The organism is Pseudoalteromonas sp. L23, assembly GCF_021728455.1.
GTDB lineage: Bacteria > Pseudomonadota > Gammaproteobacteria > Enterobacterales > Alteromonadaceae > Pseudoalteromonas.
Genome location: NZ_JAKKCW010000008.1, coordinates 12,830 through 32,468 on the forward strand (window position 1 = coordinate 12,830; position 19,639 = coordinate 32,468).

The window sequence follows — 19,639 nt, forward strand, 5'->3', positions numbered from 1 at the left end:
ATTTTGTTGTTCCGCTTGATAATTAGGCGGGACAATAGAGAGTGTGAATGATACACTTTCGAGCAATAATAACTCTCTCTGCCCTGTGCCCCGAATCGGGTGTTTGGCAGGCACTTTGGGTCGGCTACTCTCGACGAGTAAACCCGTTCAAATAACAGTTAAGGTAATAACATGAGCAACGAAATCAAAACTCAAGTTGTTGTACTAGGCGGTGGTCCTGGTGGTTACTCTGCAGCATTCCGTGCAGCAGACTTAGGTTTAGACGTTACACTAATCGAATCTCGCGACACGCTAGGTGGTGTGTGCTTGAACGTTGGTTGTATCCCTTCAAAAGCCCTTCTTCACGTTGCAAAGGTAATTGATGATGCAGCAGAAATGGCTTCTCACGGTGTTTCTTTCGGTGCTCCACAAATTGACCTAGACAAAATCCGTTCATGGAAAGAGTCTGTGATCGGTCAACTTACAGGTGGTCTTGGCGGAATGGCTAAGATGCGTAAAGTAACTGTAGTTAACGGCTACGGTAAGTTCACAGGTTCTAACACTATCGCAGTTGAAGGTGCTGACGGTGCGAAAACAGTGACCTTTGATAACGCAATCATTGCAGCGGGTTCTCAGCCTGTAAGCCTTCCTTTCATTCCTGAAGACGAGCGTATCATCGACTCTACAGGTGCACTTGAGCTTAAAGACGTGCCTGAAAAGCTACTTGTACTAGGTGGTGGTATCATTGGTCTTGAGATGGGTACTGTTTACCGTTCACTAGGTTCAGCGATTGACGTAGTTGAGTTTGCTGATCAACTAGTACCAGCGGCTGACAAAGACGTTATCAAGATTTACCAAAAGTACGTTAAAGACAAGTTTAACGTGATGCTTTCTACTAAAGTTGTTGCTGTTGAAGCGAAAGAAGACGGTATCTACGTATCTTTCGAAGGCAAGCAAGCACCAGAAGGCCAAGTTCGTTATGACAAAGTACTAGTTGCTGTTGGTCGTACACCAAATGGTAAGCTAATCGACGCTGACAAAGCGGGCGTAAATGTTGATGAGCGTGGCTTTATCAGCACTGACAAGCAAATGAAAACCAACGTTGATCACATCTTCGCTATCGGTGACATCGTAGGTCAACCTATGCTTGCACACAAAGCGGTTCATGAAGGTCACGTTGCTGCTGAAGTTATCTCTGGTAAGAAGCATTACTTCGATCCTAAGTGTATTCCTTCAATTGCATATACAGATCCAGAAATCGCTTGGGTTGGTGTGACTGAGAAAGAAGCAAAAGAGCAAGGTCTAAGCATTGAAACTGCGGTATTCCCGTGGGCTGCTTCTGGTCGTGCAATCGCTTCTGCACGTACTGAAGGTTCTACTAAGCTTATCTTTGATAAAGAGTCAGGTCGTGTGATTGGTGGTGCTATGGTTGGTATCAATGCAGGTGAAATGCTTGGTGAAATTGGCCTAGCAGTAGAGATGGGTGCTGACGGTGAAGACCTAGCGCTTACTATCCACGCTCACCCAACGTTGAACGAGTCAATCGGTCTAGCTGCTGAAATCTTCGAAGGTTCAATCACTGACCTTCCAAACAAAAAAGCAGTGAAGAAAAAGTAAGTTTTTCTGAGCTTTCAAAAACCCAGCCTTGTGCTGGGTTTTTTTGTTTTTGGGACCCTAGGTTGTAACTCGCTCTTTATAACCTTGGCAGACTAGTTACTAAACAGTATGCTTAGAAAAGGGGCAAAAGTGTTGAGTGTACATGGAACAAATTGAGATATTTGAGATCCCAAGTCCGTGTAAGGGGATCTGTCAGGTAAATAATCGCGGTTATTGTAAAGGTTGCTATCGCAGTCGCGAAGAGCGCTTTGAGTGGAATAATCTTAATAACGAGCAAAAACGTAAAGTTATTGCGCTGTGTCAGCAACGATATAAAAGGTACTTGCAACGTAAATCAAAAACGGAGCAAGCAGATGAGCAAACAGGAGAAAACTTTAAATTTGATATTTAGCTTTGAGCATTTTTATTACCCCCTTTCGTTCGAATTCCTCTAGTTTTGCCTTGATTAGTGGAATTAATTGTTCATTGCGCTTATGCACGAAGTGAAAGCTCTCAACCACGGCTAAATTTTTTATTTGTAGGGTTTCTTCATTGATATTTTTTAAATGTGGCTTCAAGTGAAAGTCGAGAATAAGTGCTCCTTCAACTTGCTTCTGCATGACTAAATTGAGTTGTGCGACCGCGCTTTTCACCCCGATAACATAAGCTTGGATTTGGTGCTCAGCCAAATATGTGGTCGCTACAGGATAGCCGCTGCGAACCGTTAAGGATTGAAGCTCCCTAAGTTTACAATCGCCACAAAGGGTGAATAGCTGCAAGTTAAACTGAAATAACGGGTAATCAACACGACGCAAGTTTGGATACTCCTTTTCCACGCTCGCAACTCGAGCTAACTGTCCATCTAGGTTTCCTGCATTAGCTGCAATTAGAGAGCCTTTGTGATTAAATTCTTCAAGGCGTAGCTCTATGTCGAGAGATTGATAAACCATTCCCATAAGTTCAATTACATAGAGTGCTTGCGGGGTCTTTGGCGGTTGATTGAAATGCATAACTTTTGGCGTGTCTGTGGCTGCTTGAGTCGCCGTTGAAATCATCATAATTAAACATAGTAATGCGGTTTTCAATCCAACTCCGTCAACTGATTACTTAGAAGTAGAGGCTATTAGTATACATAATTTTTACAAAAAAGTGCACAGCATCTCGGTTTAATCAAAACTAGATTTTGCTGCAATAGGTGTGTTGGCTTGTGATACACTTGTGGTTCCCTTCACTTAAAATTGAATGATGTGTAATGAGCCACAACCTATGTTTGCTACCTAGACAAGAAAAATACCAAATTCAACTTGAGTATGAAGCATCGTTTTGGGCGTACCAAATAAAACGAGGCAAAAAAAGTAGAGAAGCAATCTATGATGCGATCAATCAAAGGCCACTCTCTGAACAGGATACGTTGAAGCAAAAGTTTGAATTTTACTTGAGCCTGATGCTTGCTTGATGTATTCGGTTGAACTACTCCCAGCGATAATGACACCGCTCGTTAATAAGTTTTATGATGCTCAAAAAGCACGAGGACGAGCTGCAAAACACGACAACGTTTGGGTAGTTAAAGATAATAGTAAAATTATAGCGGCTTGTCGTTTACAGCCTGTAGATGGCTATTGGTTACTTGTAGGCGTTTATGTTGCACCGCAGTTTAGACGCAAAGGTGTTGCAAAAAAATTAATTGAATCAGCTGTTTATCATTTTCGCAGTGTAAACCCTGGGCAAACAGTTTATACCTTTGCATATCGCCACCTCTGTCATTTTTATACCGCACTTGGGTTTCAAAATAACTCATGCCAATTACCGTCTGAACTCGCTTCTCGCTTATCTAGTTATCTTGGACAAAACCGTCAACTCGTGGCAATGTATTACGTCTAATTAACAATCTCGGCCTTTTATGTTTCGCCTGTGTTTTATATTTTGCATTTGCCTATTTACTGCATTGGTAAATGCCGCGCAAATTTCACGACTTTCACCTGCTGAAGGGTTATCACAAAGCTACGTCAATACACTGCTTATCGACGAGCAAGGGTATCTATGGCTTTCCACTGAAGGTGGGCTTAACCGTTACGATGGCTATCAGGTATTGGATGTAAATGGACCCGATGGCGTACTTGATAAAGTGCAGGTAAATTATATCTATCAGGACAACCTTGGTGGGATTTGGATCACGACGGGTATTGCAGGGTTACTGCGATACGATCCGATGAAAGATGAGTATAGAAAATATATAGAACCACCGTCTACAGAGGACGAGTTTTATTCTAATTTGGTTAATATTGTTTTGACCAAAGATGATGATCATATGTGGGTTGTGCGTACCAATGATGTTGCGACCCTCAATATCCACTCAGGTAAGCTCAAGAGTGAGGTGACTTTACCGTTAGATGAAGAAAGTGGTTTTATACGCGCTGTTTATCAACATCAAGACATCTTGTTTATCGCCACTTCAGAGCGCTTGTTTGCATATCATTTAACAACGAAAAAATTAAGAACCCTCGATCACCTTGCTCCCATTGAACATCCTTATCAAACAAATACTAAATCACTATTTATTTTAGACCAGGATACCTTGCTCGTGGGTGCGGTTCAGGGGATGTATGAGCTAGATATTTCTCAACTACTAAAAGATTTTGACGCAGAGGTACAGTTTAAAACGCTGCTTCCCGAACTAAACATATGGAAAATGCTCAGGCATGATGAACATACCTTGCTGCTTGGTACTGACAAAGGTCTTGTTTATTACACGATTGAAGATGGTAATGCGGTTCGAGATAGGCGTTTGTCTTCAAGCGTATTTTTGCCGTCAAATACCAGTATTATCGATATTGTTAAAGACAACTATGGTGGCCTTTGGGTCGCCACAAAAGAAGACGGTGCATTTTACTTACCAGACAGTACGCTGGCGTTTGATAATGTTAGTGATCTTACCGTTGAAGGTGAAGGTTTTTCTCACAGTAATGTCTGGGCGATGCATGAATCTAATCAATTTTTGTGGCTGGCAACGAATGACGGCCTAACACGATACAATCCAAAAACCAGAGAGACTAAACAGTTTCTAAAGGGTTACTTGGGTGACGAAATTCTCTCAGAGTTTATTATCTGGAAGATTGCGGAGTATAAAAATAAGCTTTGGCTCACGACGGTAAAAGGACTGTTTGTCTTTGACCCTATTACTCACGAAGTAACAAGGCCCAAGGCTAACAATCCAGAAGATAAAGAGATATTGACATCCTTTGTGAAAGGTGGGGAGTTGTTATCTGATGGTAAGTTTTATTTCGTCAATAGTGACGTTGGGATGTTCGTTTACGATATTAATACAGCAGAGCTGACACACCTGACGAAGTCATTTGAAAATGTCGATCCGTTTCTTACTTATGGCTTCTACCCACCACTTCCAAACGAACCGCTTAAACCCCTTTACTACTATGCTGGCGTATTGCTGCAATATGATCCGCAGTTGGAAACGCTAACTGAGATCTATAAAGCGCCGAAAGCAAATAAGCATTTAGCGGTCGATATCACTACCTACACCATAGATAAAAATAATATCTTGTGGTTGTCGCTATCATCCTTTGGTTTGATTGGTCTGACGTTAGATGGTTACGAGCCAATTTATAACATCGATTTAAAAGCCCACAAAATAGATACTTTGATGTATGAAATGCGCCAAGACAAGGAAGGTATGATTTGGATGTCATCTCATAAAGGTATTTGGCGTCTAGACCCAGATAATTTGCATTTACAACAATTCACGACCGAAGATGGCATACTTTCTAATGAGTTTAACGGTGGCGCGTCGGTGATGTTGGAAGACGGTCGCATAGCCTATGGTATGTTGAAAGGGTTTGTGGTGTTTTCTCCTGATGACAACAGACCTAAAAAGCCATTACTTGATCATGTCAATATCACCAGCGTGGATTTAATTTCTCGCCCAAATCAAAAAGCCGGATTAAAGCAATTTGATCACATCGAGCTTGAGCATGATGACATTGGACTCGAAGTGTCATTCTCTGCAATGGCATTTAGTTATCAGGATCGGATTATTTATGAGTATCAAATATCTGGTGGTCAGAAGATCCTGAGTCGTAATCAAAATCGCGTGGTATTTCCTAAACTTAATCCCGGTGAATATGCGTTAAAAGTTTGGGCTAAAGATCCGTTAACGGGAGATTATACACCGCCTGCAAAATTAACCATTAATGTAAATTACCCCGCGTGGCGCTCACCTGTTGCGATTGCCGGATATGTTTTTCTTACGCTCTTACTACTGTCTCTTTGGAGCTATCGAAAGTATCGCGTTGAGCAACTTATTCTTGCCGCTCATAAGGAAACACAAGACCGCGAAGCTAGGTTGAAAATGGCGCTAGAGGGAAGTAACTCCGGCGTATGGGAGTGGCATGCGGGTAGTACCTTAATCTATCAGCCTCGATTAGTTACGGAGCTCGATTACGAACTTGAGAGTGTCGGCTTGGATGACTATCTGCAAAAGATACATCCCTCGGATAGAGCCATGTTTCGCTTACAGTGGCTTGAGTTCGTCACAACGAACAAAGGCTTTATCGACTGTACTTATCGATTAAAAGACAGCAAAGGTCAGTGGCGTTGGTATAAGGACTTTGGCAAGGTACTTGAGTGGGATGAAGGTAATCCAACTCAGGTGGCAGGCACCTATACCAACTTAACGCGTGAGCGTTTATTTGAAGAGCGAGCCGCATTATTTGGGGCGGCGTTTGAGCAGACCCGTGACTGGGTAATGATCTTAGACAAAAGACTGCGTATTCAGGCTTGTAATCGGGCGATGCAAAATGCCTTTAACCTTGACTCTATCCCATCATCAAGCACTGCGGTGAAGCTTGGGATGTCGAGACAAAAACGTATGATGTATCTACGCCAGACGTTGGCGCTGGCTGTGCATCAGCATTTAAGCTCTGAGGAAGTGGTGAGTTTGCCCAATGGTGATGAAAGAGACGTACTTATAAAAATTAGTGCCGTGGCGAATAGCGATGGTGAACTATACAGTTATGTGGTGGTGCTTACCGATATTAGCCAGCAAAAGCGCACAGAAAAAGAGCTATACCAGCTTGCTAACTATGATTTACAAACTAAGTTACCAAATAAAGCGTTATTGATGGATAGAGTGCAGCACGCAATCGTGCATTCGCAACATACACATTTCGCACTTTTGGTCATAAAGTTTAACCGTTTGCAGAACCTATACGATATCTATGGTGCAGACTTTGTCGCTGAGTTGCTTCCTCTGCTTGCAACAAAGCTACGCTGCTGCTTCCGTGAGTTAGATAGCTTAGCGACGGGGCATGATAAGTCGTTTTATGTGTTGATGGAGCACCTCGACAACCCTGAACAGGTTCATCAGTATGTTGAGTGTTTGGTTCACTCATTTAGTACTCCAATTGAAGCCGCAGGGCATACCGTACTTATGCAACCTGCCATTGGTATTGCAATGTATCCCGACGATGCGTCAGACGCTTTTGAGTTAAACCAAGCTGCAAAGGCTGCGCTTGAGCATGTTAATGTACAGCAAATTTCCAGTTATCAGTTTTTTCGCGAAGAAATGAATGGCAAGGTTAGGCGTTCACGAGAAGTCGAGCAAGCACTTATGAGGGCCTTAAAAAATGGTGAATTTAGTAATCATTATCAGCCTATTGTCGATGTAGAAAGCGATACTCTGCTTGGCTTTGAAGCGCTATTACGCTGGCCTGAAAATAGCGAGTTTTGTGCGCAGGAGTATGCGCTTGCTGCTGAACATGCCGGTGTCGTTACCGAGCTTACCTTACAAACCCTTTCTCGGGCATTAGTTGAATTGAGACACTGGCAAACCATGAAGCAAGACCTATATATATCCATTAATCTCTCGGCCATTGATTTTGAATCCTCAAGCTTAGTCGAGGATATTCAACAAGCACTGTGCCGCAGTAAAGTGTCGGGTCATTCTGTGGCCTTTGAGATAACAGAAACAGCTCTGCTTTCTAACGTTGAGAGCGCGGTGAAAGTGATGAAAGAAATAAAAGCACTGGGCTGTCGTATCTATATGGATGACTTTGGGACGGGGTATGCCTCTTTGACCTATCTGCAACAATTGCCTATTGATGTCATCAAGATAGATAAAAGCTTTGTACAGCAAATTGCTGAGGATCCTGAAAGCTATTTAATTATTCGCTCATGTGTAAATTTAGCGCATGGATTGGGATTAAAATGTGTCGCAGAAGGGGTGGAAAACGATCTACAGTATCAACGCATCAAAGCAGAGCAAGTTGATTATTATCAAGGTTACCGTTTCAGCTCGGCGATTAGTGGCGAACAAGTCGCGCAGCTACTCTCTGAAATATAGCTGTAGTCTCTTTGGCTACAGTTTTTTACCACAGTGACGACAGTACATATGATGGACGCGTTGACTACTCATTAGTTTAATTGCTTGGTTTGCTTCCAATTGACTTAAGCCAAGCTCTACACGAAGGGCTTCTAAATGGGCTTGTTCACTTTTGTCGACATCACCATCGACTAACGCATGCAATACCGCCTCATTGAATGCATCTCGACGTTTGCGCATTTGGTCCGCAAAGCTTGAGGCCAAGAGGCCGGTGGGGATCGCGACCATGCCCATACTGAGTAAAGTGATAAGGCCACCAAAAAATTGTCCAAGCGGGGTGATAGGCACAACATCGCCATAACCCACGGTGGTTAGAGTAGCCATCGCCCACCACATCGCTTTAGGAATGGAGCCAAATTTATCCGGTTGCACATCGTGTTCAATAAGATAAATTCCGCAAGAGGCCATGATTAGCACAACGCTCATGATAAAAAAGGCGGCAAGTAATGAACTCGATTCTTCTTTAAATGCTGCGAGTAGCAACTGCATGGCCCGAGAGTAGCGCGTCAGCTTAAAGATCCTGAGTAATCGAATAACACGTAAAAAACGCAGATCAAAGGTGATAAAGGCCATTAATATGGTTGGCAAAATAGCGATGAGATCAATCACCGCCAGCGGTGATATCAGATACTTTAGGCGCTTTTTCCAATTTGGTATATCCAAATGGCGGTAATCAAGCTTATCGACACAGCACCAAAATCTCAGTAAGTATTCAATGGCGAAGATGGTCACACTGACTAACTCTAAGGTGAGAAAGTAGTGATGGTACACAGTTGCTAAGTCGCGCTCAGATTCCAACACGATGGCAACGACATTGGTTAAAATCAGCGTGATGAGGAAGATATCAACTGCCCGCCCGAGTCGGCGGTATTGCCCTGTAGCCTCGAGCACCGCAGCCGTTTTTTCTCTGATGTGAAGTTGCATCAAGTTGCCAGCATCCCTTATCTTTTTTGTGTTTAGTTTAAGTGTAACACCATCTGAATGGTGCCTTCCTCAAAATCTCGAGATACGGTAAATCCGAGCTTCTTGGCAAGACCTATCATACCGCTATTTTCTGGCAGAGTGATCCCTTCTATACTTTGTACGTTTTGTTTACGACAGTGTTTTATAGCAGCTTCCATGAGTATTCGTCCAAGCCCAAGTCCTTGGCAGTCTGAGCGTACCACTACGGCAAATTCAGCCACTTGGTTATCTGGGTCCATCAATACGCGTGATACCCCAAGCGTTTGGTAGCTAGATTTATTCGGCACAGTGACGATAAACGCCATTTCTCGGTCGTAGTCAATTTGCGTCATTTTGGCGAGTTGCTCATGATTAAATTGCGGCAGCTCGCCAAAAAAGCGGCGGTATCTATCTTCTTTACTTAAAGACTGGTCAAATTCTTGGTGCGCTCTTTCATCCTCAGGACGAATAGGTCTCAAGGTTGCAGGGCGGCCATCTTTTAATGTCACGGTTTTTACCAACTCTCGGGGGTAAGGCCGGATGGCCAAGCGTTTACGGCCTGATACTGGCTCGTATCGTCTTAGCGTAATACTGGCGTCGAGCACTTGGAACTGACCCGAACAGGCCAAAATAGGGTTGAGTTCCATATCAATAATATCGGGTTGGTCGACTACCATTTGAGAGACACGAGTGAGTAGGGCGCACAGACGGTATTTATCGACCTTTTCAGGCAGTGCTCGCTCCTTGATAAAGCCTTTGTCATGGGCGGCTGCAATCAGGTACTTTGCAAGGTTCATATTCAGTGGCGGTAATGCCACCGCAGCTTGCGAGAAATTAAGCCCGGTGCCCGCTTCACCCAGTAAAATAACAGGGCCAACACCAGGTTCGGTTTTTACTGCTATCCGTAATTCTTGTCCTCCTGCGCGTTTTGCCATGCGTTGTAAAGAGAAGCCTTCTATTTCAGCTTCGGGGGCAGCCTCACGGATCCGTAGTAACATCGAAAATGCGGTTTGCTCTACTTCTTCGGCATCATTGAGGTTGAGCACAACCCCACCCACTTCCGACTTAGAGGGGATGTCATGACTTATCAGCTTAAGTGCAACGGGAAAGCCAAGCTGCTGAGCTTGCTCTTTTGCTTCTGAGGGGGTGAGTGCAATTTGCGTCTCTATACATTCTATATCGTAATTAGCCAGCACTTGAGAAGCTAAATGGGTCGCGAGTTTATTGGCGCCAGAGTTTAAAAAGTCATTGATTAAACGTTTGCTTTGCAGGTGTTGCAGCTGGTCTTCATCACTGTAGGATTCTGGTGTCTGTGTGAGATGTTTTTGGTTTCGGCGGTAGCTCACCAAGTGCATAAAGGCACCAACTGCACCTTCGGGTGTACGATAAGTTGGGATCTTAGCATTTGCGCATACAAGCCTTGCAGCATATGCCGCTTCTTCACCCATAAAGTTTGTCATCACATAAGGGCGTGCCATTTTTGGAATTTTGGCTAGGGTCTGTGCAATGATCTCGGCATAAGCGGTACTTGGCGCAAGCGCTGAAGGAGTATGAATTATCAATAAGTTTTTGACTTCGTCAGCTTTTAACAGAACTTCTAGTGCTTGTTGGTAACGTTTTGGCGAGGAATCACCAAAAATATCTATAGGGTTACAAGCATGATCCGTTTGTGGGATCAGGGCGCTGAGCGCTTGCTTGGTCTGCTCGCTTAGTACCGCCAGTTTGCCTGAGTTCTGTAGTAAGGTATCGACCGCCATAATGCCAGGGCCGCCACCATTGGTTAAAATGGTCAGCTGTTCTACTTGCAGCAATTTGGGGTGTAAAGCAAGGGTTTGAGTGGCAGCAAATAGCTCCCTAAGATCGTTTACCCTCAGCATACCTGCACGTTGGAACATGGCATCATAAACTGCGTCATCGGAGGTATTGCCGCCGGTGTGATTCAGCGCAGCGATTGCGCCAGCCTTGGTTTTACCGGTTTTTATGGCGATGACGGGCTTACTAAATGCAGCGGCTCGAGCTGCGGAAATAAAGCGCCTAACATCGTCGATATTATCAATATAAAGCAAAATAGCTTGGGTTTTTGGATCCCGTCCGAGGAAATCGAGTAGTTCGTCGAAATCGATATCAAGGCAATCCCCAACGGAAACAAAGTAAGAAAAGCCGATTTTTTTATGTTGTGCCCAGTCCAGTATGGTTGAACATACCGCCGCCGATTGTGAAATAAAAGCAAGCTTACCGGGTGCTGCAACCGTATGAGAAAAACTAGCATTAATACCCAAGTGAGGAATGAGTAAACCGAGGCAATTAGGACCAAGCAAGGTGACTTTGGCTATTTTGGCGGCTTCTTTTAATAGTTGTTTATGCTGATTATCGAGACCTGCTGCGATGATGATTGCATGCTGACAACCAATTTCGCCAAGCTCATTGATGATTTGCACTAGGGTTTGTTTGTTGGTACAAATAACAGCGAGATCAGGGACTTTGGGTAACTGTCTAATAGTATTGTAAGCAAGCACTCCATGCACTGCGGTATGTTTTGGGCTGACGGGCATAATGGGCCCTTTAAAGCCGCCTTGCAGCAAGTTACGCATTACAATAAAGCCGGCGCGATCTGGATTGTTAGAAGCACCAATCACCGCAATAGATTGGGGGTTAAAAAATTGGCTAATACGCTTTACGCTCATACTGTTTCCTAGTTCAGCCGCAGCTCATAAGCACCACTCTACCATTTTGCTCGCAGTTTTCGAGTGCAATTAAGGTAGACTTTGATCTATCCCTATAATAATTGTACGAAAACCATGACTGAGGCGTAACGTTGAGGACAAAGATATGTCTACTATGAGTAAATATTTAGCTCCTGCGGCTTTGCTATCACTGGCGGTGATAGTGAGTGGCTGGATGGTAAAATCGACCATTCTAGAAGTAAAAGGAATGGAGCGAACGGTAAGTGTAAAGGGGTTATCGGAAAAGGAAGTAACGGCAGATACGGTGATTTGGCCTGTATTTTATCGTGATGCAGATAACGATCTGGAAGCGTTGGTTGAGCGCACTGAAAAGAAAAACGCAGCTATCCGCGCGTTCTTAACCTTACATGGCTTTGATGCTTCCGAGCTTTCGATATCAGCGCCTTCTATTACAGATAAATACGCCCAAGAGTACGGACAAAATAATCAGGGATTTCGGTATGTGGCAAAAGCTGGTGTGACAGTGTACTCCAATAATCCAGATAAGGTATCGCAAGCGCTAGGGCAGTTAAGTGAGCTGGCCAAACAAGGTATTGCCATCACCAAAGATGATTATCAAAATCGAGTTGAATATTTGTTTACTGGCCTTAATGATATTAAGCCTGAAATGGTGCAAGAAGCCACACAAAAAGCACGAGAAGTGGCGGTCAAATTTGCTAAAGATTCCGACTCTGTACTTGGCAAAATAAAATCAGCAAGACAAGGGCAATTTAGCATTCGCGATAGAGACAGTAATACACCGCAGATCAAAATTGTACGTGTGGTCACGAGCGTAGAATACTATTTATCGGATTAGTATTAGCGCTAACTGCATTGAATTCACTCCCTATGCCAGCTATTGGTGCGTAAATTTGCCTTGCCTACAGGAAGCAGTGTTACCACTAAAACTCTCTGGCTGGACAAGGGGGAAATTAAGGTGAACTTTAAAAACAATAAGTTAGCTTATTCCTTATCCAAGACTCAGGTTGATTACTTTGTATCATCAGTGGAATATCTTAAGCTGAGCCAAAGATAGTGCCTTTCTATCAGCGTGTATTGATTAGATGGGTAGAGCTAGTCAATTTAGGCTAAAGGGTAATAATACAGGACTTGATGGTAACGATTTGATTTTTAAATTTTTATGTGTTCTCAGGTGGATCATAATTCTTAGTAGTAATTAGCCTGATAAACAAATTGTTTCTCAGTTAAGGCTATACTCAGTGAGTTAACAGCTCTTTATAATCTTTTATGTAATGCTGGTGCAGCAATGTCTAATGACATCGCTGCTCAGTGAGTCAACTAACGATAGTGGCTCGCTTTATTTTTCCTCTTGCTCCTTAAGCACGTAGATCTCACCATCGAAACTACCTTGAATGGTCAATCCTTGGCCTGCCAGTTCCTTGAGATATTCAATATGCTCTTGGGTAATATGTTGACCCGGCACCAAAAGCGGAATACCCGGAGGATACGGGGTGACTAAACCTGCACAAATACGGTTGTTGCTCTTGCTAATAGGCACAGATTCACGTTCACCGTAGAAGGCATCACTAGGAATACAAGCAAGGTCAATAGCGGGTAAATTCTCAGGTAAGCGTGAGCGTCGCGTTGACTTCGATAGTTTTACCTTGCCGCCATCGAGCTTCTTTAAGGCATTGTATAAACGAATGATCTTTGAGCGTGTACCACCCAAGGTTAGTAAGACTAAGATGGTACTGTGCGTGTATTTCTCAATCTCCAGCCCAATTTCGTCTAGCAGAAACTTATGAATATCCTTTAATGAGTATGGTAGTTCACTAATATCGATGAGGATTTTAAGCGGATCATGACCCATATTATCGCCACTAAAATGTGGGAATATGTTCATAAAATCTTGCTTATCAAGCACTTTTATATGTTTGAGCGAGGCCATCTGCTGTTTGAATTCTGCAACATGGTTCAGCAGTGCATTGAGTAATTTATAGCCTTCCATCTCCAACTGCTTTTGGCACACATCCAAAGACGCTATAAGTTGGTATTTGGGCGAGGTGCTGGCGTAGATACTGTAAATCTCACGGAAGAAATCAGCATCAAAATCAGGGTCGTTAATATGGATATAAGACGCCTGCGAAAATGCTGATACGACTTTATGCGCCGAATGGGTGACATAATCGGCACCTGCATGAATGGCGGAGTAATGGCGCAAGCTAGGGTGAAATAGCGAGTAAGCAAACCAAGCTTCATCAATAAAGACTTTGATGCCATGCTGATGGGCAAATTCTACGACTTGTTTCAGATCGCTCAGCAAACCATCATAGGTACAGCCTGTGAGCACCAGTAGTTTTGCATCGGTATTTTGTTCAATCGCTTGCTTGATGTCAGCCAGTGAAGGCGGTGCGAATATGCCATATTTGGGGTTTAAGATACTCGATAAATAGATAGGGAAACTGGCCGATTGCAAAATGCCATAGTGCACAGACTTATGACAGTTGCGGTCGATGATCACCTTATCACCTTTGCGAAGTAGGGTTTGCAAAATAATTTTATTCGAGGTGGACGAACCGTTGGTCACGAAGTAGGTGCGTTTAACCTCAAACGTTGCTGCAGCGGACTCCTGAGCGCGGCCAATGGTATTGGTGCTGTCTGACAGTGAACCTAACGAATCAACCGATACAGACAAGTCTCCGACAAATACATTACGGCCATAGAATTGATAAAAATCTTTGATATAAGGAGAATTTCTAAAGCTCGAACCGCCGCTGTGACCTGGAGTATGCCAAGAGTCGTTCGCTTCGCCGACATAACTGCGATACGCGGTCCAAAATGGCGTCTCGGCTCTGTCATCAAAGTCGTTGATCATATAACCTAAAATGGCTTCAGGATCTGAGATAACTTCATCTTTAAAGAAGAAAGACTCGATTTCCTCGGATTCGTTGACTATCTCAAGCCCTTTAGTGTCATCACCAATAACATAAACCGGTAATTCTAGACGAATACTTTTTAATTGCTCGATAAAGCGACTATAGGTTTGTTCGCCACTTTTCTGTTGCACATCCCAACTCAGCACGACAGCTTGAATATCACCATCTTCAGTGACATGCTCCAAGGCTTTTGAAAGCTCGAGACATTCAATAATATCGATTTGAACATCCTCTCGCTCAAAATTAGGGATCGTTTTTGACAGATTGCTTGAGAGCGCTTGCAATACAGCTGGCTCTTGTTCTATTAACAAGATACGAAGGACAGGTAGCATAATGATATTGGCATTAAAATTTAAAGACTTTCATTAGCATAAAGAAAGCGTAGTGATTTGTGAAATCAATACTTTGAAAATGTTCTAGAAATTGTAAAACGGATGTAGGCGAGGAAGTTGTTGCGAGTGATGGAAAGTGTGCTATTCAACATAGGAAACAGGAAGGTTTCGAGTATCAGGCATGTCTGAGTTAAATTTGGGATAGGGTGTTTTTGAAGGCTGTATTACGATTGCTTTTCAATGATAAATACAGTAGTGATAAAAACAACAGTATTAGCTAACAGATCAATAGGAGTCAAAATGAGATTGGTTAATTATGTTGTGTATGTGTTCTTATTTGGGTGTTTAATCAGCTTCCCTTCATGGGCTGATACAAATAACTTGTCGGGAACATTGGTTGTTGTAAATAAAAAGGGGGACTCGGTTGGTTTCATCGATCTTAGCAGCCGAAAAATTAAGCTGACGCTCGCAACCGGCAGAGGACCACATGAATTAGCAATGAGTGCCGACGGGCATACGGCTGTTGTCACTAATTATGCACGTGGCAATAGTCTAAGTGTTTTTGACGTTCGGCAAGCAAAAAAAGTTAAAACCATTGATTTTTCTCGTTATCCAAGGCCACATGGCGTGTTGTTTTTAAAAGACCAAAAACGCGTTGCAGTATCGTCTGAAGGCTCCGACAGTGTGGTAATCGTTGATATAGAGTCGGGGAAAATTGATAAAGTAATAGCAACAGAGCAAAGAGGCTCTCATATGGTGGCGCTGCCGGCGTCTAGCGAGCGTGTTTACACCACAAATATGCGCGCAGATTCAGTGTCTGAATTAGATGTAAAGTCAGGTGCCTTACTTCGCAAAATTTCAATGCCAAAAGTACCAGAGGCTATCACCATAAATAAAAGTGGCTCAGAGCTCTGGGTTGGTAGCAACGATGATGGCTTAGTTACCGTGTTTGATGTAGCAAATGAGCGTATAATTAAGCAATGGAAAGGCTATAGCTTTCCATACCGTGTGTTACTTACCCGCGATGAGCAGTTTGCTGTGATCTCAGACTATAGGAATCACACCCTTGATGTGATCGATGCAATGCACAAAGAAAAGCTGCGTCAAATAAAGTTTGAGCCGGGAACAGGACCAAAAGGCGTGATCCTCCATCCAGACGATCGCACTTTATTTTTATCCGCTTACCAAAAAAATAAGGTCCTTGTTATAGATATTGTATCTGGCAAAACCTTATTTGAACTCCCTACTGGTAACGGACCAGATGGAATAGGGTATTCAGCAGTGGTATTGCCTTAGGCTAACCATCACGTCGATACGAATGTGGCTTGAAGTAGGAGCTGCTTTACGCAGCGATCTGTGCTTTCATATCGCTTGAACAATTTTACGAAACAACAAATTCACGGTAACCACCACAAATAAAAGTTGTGCTTATGCTAAAACAAAGATTAACTATCAGTCTTCTTTTTAAACTCACATAAGTCTTCAATAATACAGCTGCCGCATTTAGGTTTACGCGCAGTACACACATAGCGGCCATGGAGAATAAGCCAGTGGTGGACATCTACCTTGAACTCTTTTGGTACAACCTTTTCCAGCTTTTGCTCGACTGCCACCACATTTTTATCCATAGCAAACTTGGTGCGGTTGGAGACGCGGAATATATGGGTGTCTACAGTAATAGTCGGCCCGCCGAAGTATAAGGAAAGTAGATAACTAAGTTCGTAATCACCTGCTTTAACTGTATGAATATTGTCAATTTTTTAATAAAAATATACACTAAGCCGCCTTAAAGATATAAACCGGATTTGCACACTATTTACTTACTGTAATGGACTCTTAGATATGAAACTTTTCAAATATATTATATTAATCACCACATTCCTTTTGGTAGCTTGTGGAGGTAGCTCGTCTTCGGATGAACCTAAACTTACAACTAAAATAGAAAAAATTAGCTTAAACTCTGAACTGATCAGAGGCCAAAGTACTAGCGCAATAATAGAGTGTGTTGATTGTTTGAAAGATAAAGCCATTTATCGCTGGGAAATTGATAATGTTGTAGTGAGTCAATCTAGTTCATTTACTCCTGATTTTGAGCATTTGGATAAGGCGGTTGTGATCACGGTTCAAGTACCAAGTATTGATCAGGTGATGAGTGATGAAGTCTCCTTTCAGGCTGAGGTTATTTCACGTAAAACTAAAATAGAAAAAATCAGCTTAAACTCTGAACTGATAAGGGGCCAAAGTACCAGCGCAATAATTGAGTGTGTTGATTGTTTGAAAGATAAAGCCATTTATCGCTGGGAAGTTGATAATGTTATTGTGAGTCAATCGAGTTCATTAACTCCTGATTTTGAGCATTTGGATAAGACGGTTGTGATCACGGTTCAAGTACCAAGTATTGATCAGGTGATGAGTGATGAAATTTCCTATCAGGCTGAGATTATTTCACGCAAAACCAAAGTCGAATCGCTAGAACTTATAGGGAAGCATACTCCAAACACGACAACTCTTGCGGATTTTACCTGTGATAATTGCCTGTCAGAAACAATATCAATGCAATGGTTTATAGGCGAGCAGTTAGTTGCAACTGGAGCGTCGTTTACACCAGACTTAAATAACTTTGATAAGCCAATCACTATAAAAGCAAAGGTGACTAGTATTGATAACATTGTTAGTGAAACGACTTCATTTGACTTTATCAAGCCGACTCCAATCAGTGGAAATATATACCTATCAGATAAATATATTTTGATGTCTAACGGCGAGCTAATTTTTGATAGTAGCCATGGAATACAGCCGGAAGATGGCAAGAGTGACTTCGTTAATGCTTATTATGGAAAACATGTATGGGGGACGGTTTTAGCTCAAGATACTAAAGGGAAATTTTTTAAATATGGTGACGGCAGAGAATTTTATTCTCATGAAAAAGAAAGTAGCTTTGAAGATATAAAAGAAAAAATAAATAACGTGAAAAGTTACTGGCTAGATTTCTACGGTGAGCACGTTTTAACAAGTGATGGAAAAGTTATTACTTGGGATAACACTCTCGATGATTCAGGTAATTTTGAATACAGTAAAGCCCAATTATCCCAAACAGAGCTTAACGATGTAAAACAAGTTTTACATTCACTTTATGACTGTAGCAGCTCTGCAAATACTTCAGCAGTGCTTTACAACTCTGGACTTCTTGTTATCGACGGATTTTGGTGGGATAAAAAAGGCTCGCACCAACATAGTTATAAGCGAGTAGAAAAAACGGGTGTAAGTAAGATTCAAGCTGTTAGCTATGCTGGCGGTGGTGGGTACGATGCTGTCGCAATATTTGATGAACAAGATAATGTAGAAATTTGGACATGTAGTAATGAGCCGTTTTTATCTACACTAGAAAATGGAGAATATGCTACAGGTTTTGGAGATTTACAAAATGTAGCCCGTATTATCAGTCCGTTAGGTTCAAAAGCTATTCTTGCGATAAAAAAAGATGGTAGCTTTTCAATCAGAGGTTCTGGTTTAACCTACCATGTTTCGAGTCTAAACACTGAGATTAAGGTAAAAGACTTACTTAAAATTAGTTGGATGTATGTTCTGTTGGATGTTGAAGGTAATATTCATTATTTAGATAGCTATTGGAGCGAATACTTACCTGAACAGTTCCCAGAGTTTTCTTTTGATAACATAGCGTATAGTGTTCCTTCTGATCATTCTAATGGCGTAGTTGTTAAAGAGGACGGTTCGGCTTTACTTATTACACAAAATAATCCACAGACATTACCTTCTGTTAAAGATGTAAACCTCGTAGACAATTTTATGCTAATTACGGACAAAGAAGATAAGCTCATTACCTATTATGAACGTGATAGCGAAAGAGAGTTAGATGCGGATTACTTTTCAAATGGCATTAATCAAATAGAGGGCGTTTCAGAGGTTATAAATTTAGGAAATGGTTATATTATAAAAACAAAGTTAGGTGAGTTTATTTTAGTTCAAACGGGGGGGAGGTCTCTTAGTCACTTTCATGAGAAAATTAATCGGCCAATTGAAGCGGTAGATTAATTATTTTTTAAAAAATTAACGTCCCATAAAAAGAGAAGGCTAATCAGTCTTCTCTTTAAACTCACACAAGTCTTCAATAATACAGCTGCCGCATTTGGGCTTTCTTGCTGTACACACATAGCGGCCATGGAGAATAAGCCAGTGGTGGACGTCCACTTTAAACTCTTTTGGTACAACCTTTTCCAGCTTTTGCTCGACTGCTACTACATCTTTACCCATGGCAAATTTGGTGCGGTTGGAGACGCGGAATATATGGGTGTCTACAGCAATAGTGGGCCAGCCAAAAGCGCAGTTTAGTACCACGTTGGCGGTTTTTCGGCCGACACCCGGCAGTGCTTCTAGTGCTTCACGGTTTTCAGGAACTTCGGAGCCGTGTTTGTCGACGAGGATCTGACACATTTTATAGACGTTATTGGCTTTTGAATTAAATAAACCAATGGTTTTGATATAGTCTCTTAAGCCTTCAAGGCCAAGCTCAAGGATCTTTTCTGGCGTGTTGGCAACAGGGAAGAGTTTGCGTGTCGCTTTGTTTACCCCAACATCAGTGGCTTGTGCTGAGAGGGTAACGGCAACTAAAAGCTCGAATGGTGACGAGTATTCTAGTTCGGTTTCAGGGTGAGGATTTTCGTCCCTGAGTCGCGTGAGTATTTCTATACGTTTTTGTTTATTCATAAGATTTACTTGCTAAATTCAATGACGGTAGCATGCGGTTATTTTCATTAA

At 42.4% G+C, this 19,639-nt stretch carries 13 protein-coding genes and 1 pseudogene; 8 read left to right on the forward strand and 6 right to left on the reverse strand.

The genetic code is table 11. From position 1 onward, the window contains the following. The first annotated feature begins 171 nt into the window (after positions 1-171). Positions 172-1,596 carry a dihydrolipoyl dehydrogenase gene (gene lpdA / locus L3V43_RS13925; RefSeq protein ID WP_010607389.1) on the forward strand — a complete coding sequence of 475 codons (1,425 nt, stop codon included), beginning with the start codon at positions 172-174 and terminating at the stop codon, positions 1,594-1,596. A 142-nt stretch (positions 1,597-1,738) separates the two neighbouring features. Continuing rightward, complete coding sequence (locus tag L3V43_RS13930; RefSeq protein WP_010607388.1) at positions 1,739-1,987, forward strand: DUF1289 domain-containing protein; 249 nt, start codon at positions 1,739-1,741, stop codon at positions 1,985-1,987. On the opposite strand, the gene L3V43_RS13935 is transcribed toward L3V43_RS13930, so the two are convergent. Further along, positions 1,971-2,660 (reverse strand): hypothetical protein, encoded by a 690-nt coding sequence (locus tag L3V43_RS13935; RefSeq protein ID WP_010607387.1) that lies wholly within the window; start codon positions 2,658-2,660, stop codon positions 1,971-1,973. The two genes, L3V43_RS13930 and L3V43_RS13935, sit on opposite strands and share 17 nt — an antisense overlap. Before the next feature lie 167 nt (positions 2,661-2,827). Between L3V43_RS13935 and L3V43_RS13940 the strand changes: the two genes are divergently transcribed. From L3V43_RS13940 to L3V43_RS13950, 3 genes are read left to right on the forward strand one after another with little or no spacing between them, the layout of a single operon-like run. Further along, complete coding sequence (locus tag L3V43_RS13940; RefSeq protein ID WP_010607386.1) at positions 2,828-3,031, forward strand: DUF3283 family protein; 204 nt, start codon at positions 2,828-2,830, stop codon at positions 3,029-3,031. A 29-nt stretch (positions 3,032-3,060) separates the two neighbouring features. Continuing rightward, positions 3,061-3,456, forward strand: a complete 396-nt coding sequence (locus L3V43_RS13945) for a GNAT family N-acetyltransferase (RefSeq protein WP_235387605.1) — start codon at positions 3,061-3,063, stop codon at positions 3,454-3,456. Between the two features lie 19 nt (positions 3,457-3,475). Beyond that, positions 3,476-7,930, forward strand: a complete 4,455-nt coding sequence (locus L3V43_RS13950; protein ID WP_237116773.1) for an EAL domain-containing protein — start codon at positions 3,476-3,478, stop codon at positions 7,928-7,930. A 15-nt stretch (positions 7,931-7,945) separates the two neighbouring features. Here the strand turns inward: L3V43_RS13950 and L3V43_RS13955 are convergent, their stop codons facing one another. Both L3V43_RS13955 and L3V43_RS13960 read right to left on the reverse strand, forming a co-directional pair. Beyond that, entirely contained in the window at positions 7,946-8,893 is a 948-nt protein-coding gene (locus L3V43_RS13955; RefSeq protein WP_237116774.1) for an ion transporter, read from the reverse strand. 32 nt (positions 8,894-8,925) lie between these two features. After that, a complete protein-coding gene (locus tag L3V43_RS13960) occupies positions 8,926-11,595 on the reverse strand; it encodes a bifunctional acetate--CoA ligase family protein/GNAT family N-acetyltransferase (protein WP_010607382.1) in 2,670 nt (889 codons plus the stop codon). 145 nt (positions 11,596-11,740) lie between these two features. Between L3V43_RS13960 and L3V43_RS13965 the strand changes: the two genes are divergently transcribed. Next, positions 11,741-12,451, forward strand: coding sequence for an SIMPL domain-containing protein (locus L3V43_RS13965; RefSeq protein ID WP_010607381.1), 711 nt, complete (start codon positions 11,741-11,743; stop codon positions 12,449-12,451). 501 nt (positions 12,452-12,952) lie between these two features. Here the strand turns inward: L3V43_RS13965 and L3V43_RS13970 are convergent. Continuing rightward, positions 12,953-14,863: an aminotransferase class V-fold PLP-dependent enzyme gene (locus L3V43_RS13970; protein ID WP_010607380.1), complete on the reverse strand. Its 1,911-nt coding sequence runs from the start codon at positions 14,861-14,863 to the stop codon at positions 12,953-12,955. Between the two features lie 300 nt (positions 14,864-15,163). Here L3V43_RS13970 and L3V43_RS13975 point away from each other — a divergent pair, with 300 nt between their 5' ends. Further along, entirely contained in the window at positions 15,164-16,159 is a 996-nt protein-coding gene (locus tag L3V43_RS13975; RefSeq protein ID WP_237116775.1) for a YncE family protein, read from the forward strand. Between the two features lie 149 nt (positions 16,160-16,308). Here L3V43_RS13975 and L3V43_RS13980 read toward each other — a convergent pair. After that, a pseudogene (locus L3V43_RS13980) lies at positions 16,309-16,578 on the reverse strand (endonuclease III); the annotation flags it as partial. 127 nt (positions 16,579-16,705) lie between these two features. Between L3V43_RS13980 and L3V43_RS13985 the strand changes: the two are divergent. Then, the gene (locus L3V43_RS13985; RefSeq protein WP_237116776.1) at positions 16,706-18,916 is read left to right on the forward strand and encodes a hypothetical protein; all 2,211 of its coding nucleotides are present in this window, start codon (positions 16,706-16,708) and stop codon (positions 18,914-18,916) included. A gap of 39 nt (positions 18,917-18,955) precedes the next feature. Here L3V43_RS13985 and nth read toward each other — a convergent pair whose 3' ends face one another. Continuing rightward, positions 18,956-19,588: an endonuclease III gene (nth, locus tag L3V43_RS13990; RefSeq protein ID WP_237116777.1), complete on the reverse strand. Its 633-nt coding sequence runs from the start codon at positions 19,586-19,588 to the stop codon at positions 18,956-18,958. Positions 19,589-19,639: the final 51 nt, after the last annotated feature.

Bases quoted from the DNA above. Each gene is read 5' to 3' on its own strand.
- lpdA (WP_010607389.1), top strand. From the start codon at position 172: ATGAGCAACGAAATCAAAACTCAAGTTGTTGTACTAGGCGGTGGTCCT.
- L3V43_RS13930 (WP_010607388.1), top strand. From the start codon at position 1,739: ATGGAACAAATTGAGATATTTGAGATCCCAAGTCCGTGTAAGGGGATC.
- L3V43_RS13940 (WP_010607386.1), top strand. From the start codon at position 2,828: ATGAGCCACAACCTATGTTTGCTACCTAGACAAGAAAAATACCAAATT.
- L3V43_RS13945 (WP_235387605.1), top strand. From the start codon at position 3,061: ATGACACCGCTCGTTAATAAGTTTTATGATGCTCAAAAAGCACGAGGA.
- L3V43_RS13950 (WP_237116773.1), top strand. From the start codon at position 3,476: ATGTTTCGCCTGTGTTTTATATTTTGCATTTGCCTATTTACTGCATTG.
- L3V43_RS13955 (WP_237116774.1), bottom strand. From the start codon at position 8,893: ATGCAACTTCACATCAGAGAAAAAACGGCTGCGGTGCTCGAGGCTACA.
- L3V43_RS13960 (WP_010607382.1), bottom strand. From the start codon at position 11,595: ATGAGCGTAAAGCGTATTAGCCAATTTTTTAACCCCCAATCTATTGCG.
- L3V43_RS13965 (WP_010607381.1), top strand. From the start codon at position 11,741: ATGTCTACTATGAGTAAATATTTAGCTCCTGCGGCTTTGCTATCACTG.
- L3V43_RS13970 (WP_010607380.1), bottom strand. From the start codon at position 14,863: ATGCTACCTGTCCTTCGTATCTTGTTAATAGAACAAGAGCCAGCTGTA.
- L3V43_RS13975 (WP_237116775.1), top strand. From the start codon at position 15,164: ATGAGATTGGTTAATTATGTTGTGTATGTGTTCTTATTTGGGTGTTTA.
- L3V43_RS13985 (WP_237116776.1), top strand. From the start codon at position 16,706: ATGAAACTTTTCAAATATATTATATTAATCACCACATTCCTTTTGGTA.
- nth (WP_237116777.1), bottom strand. From the start codon at position 19,588: ATGAATAAACAAAAACGTATAGAAATACTCACGCGACTCAGGGACGAA.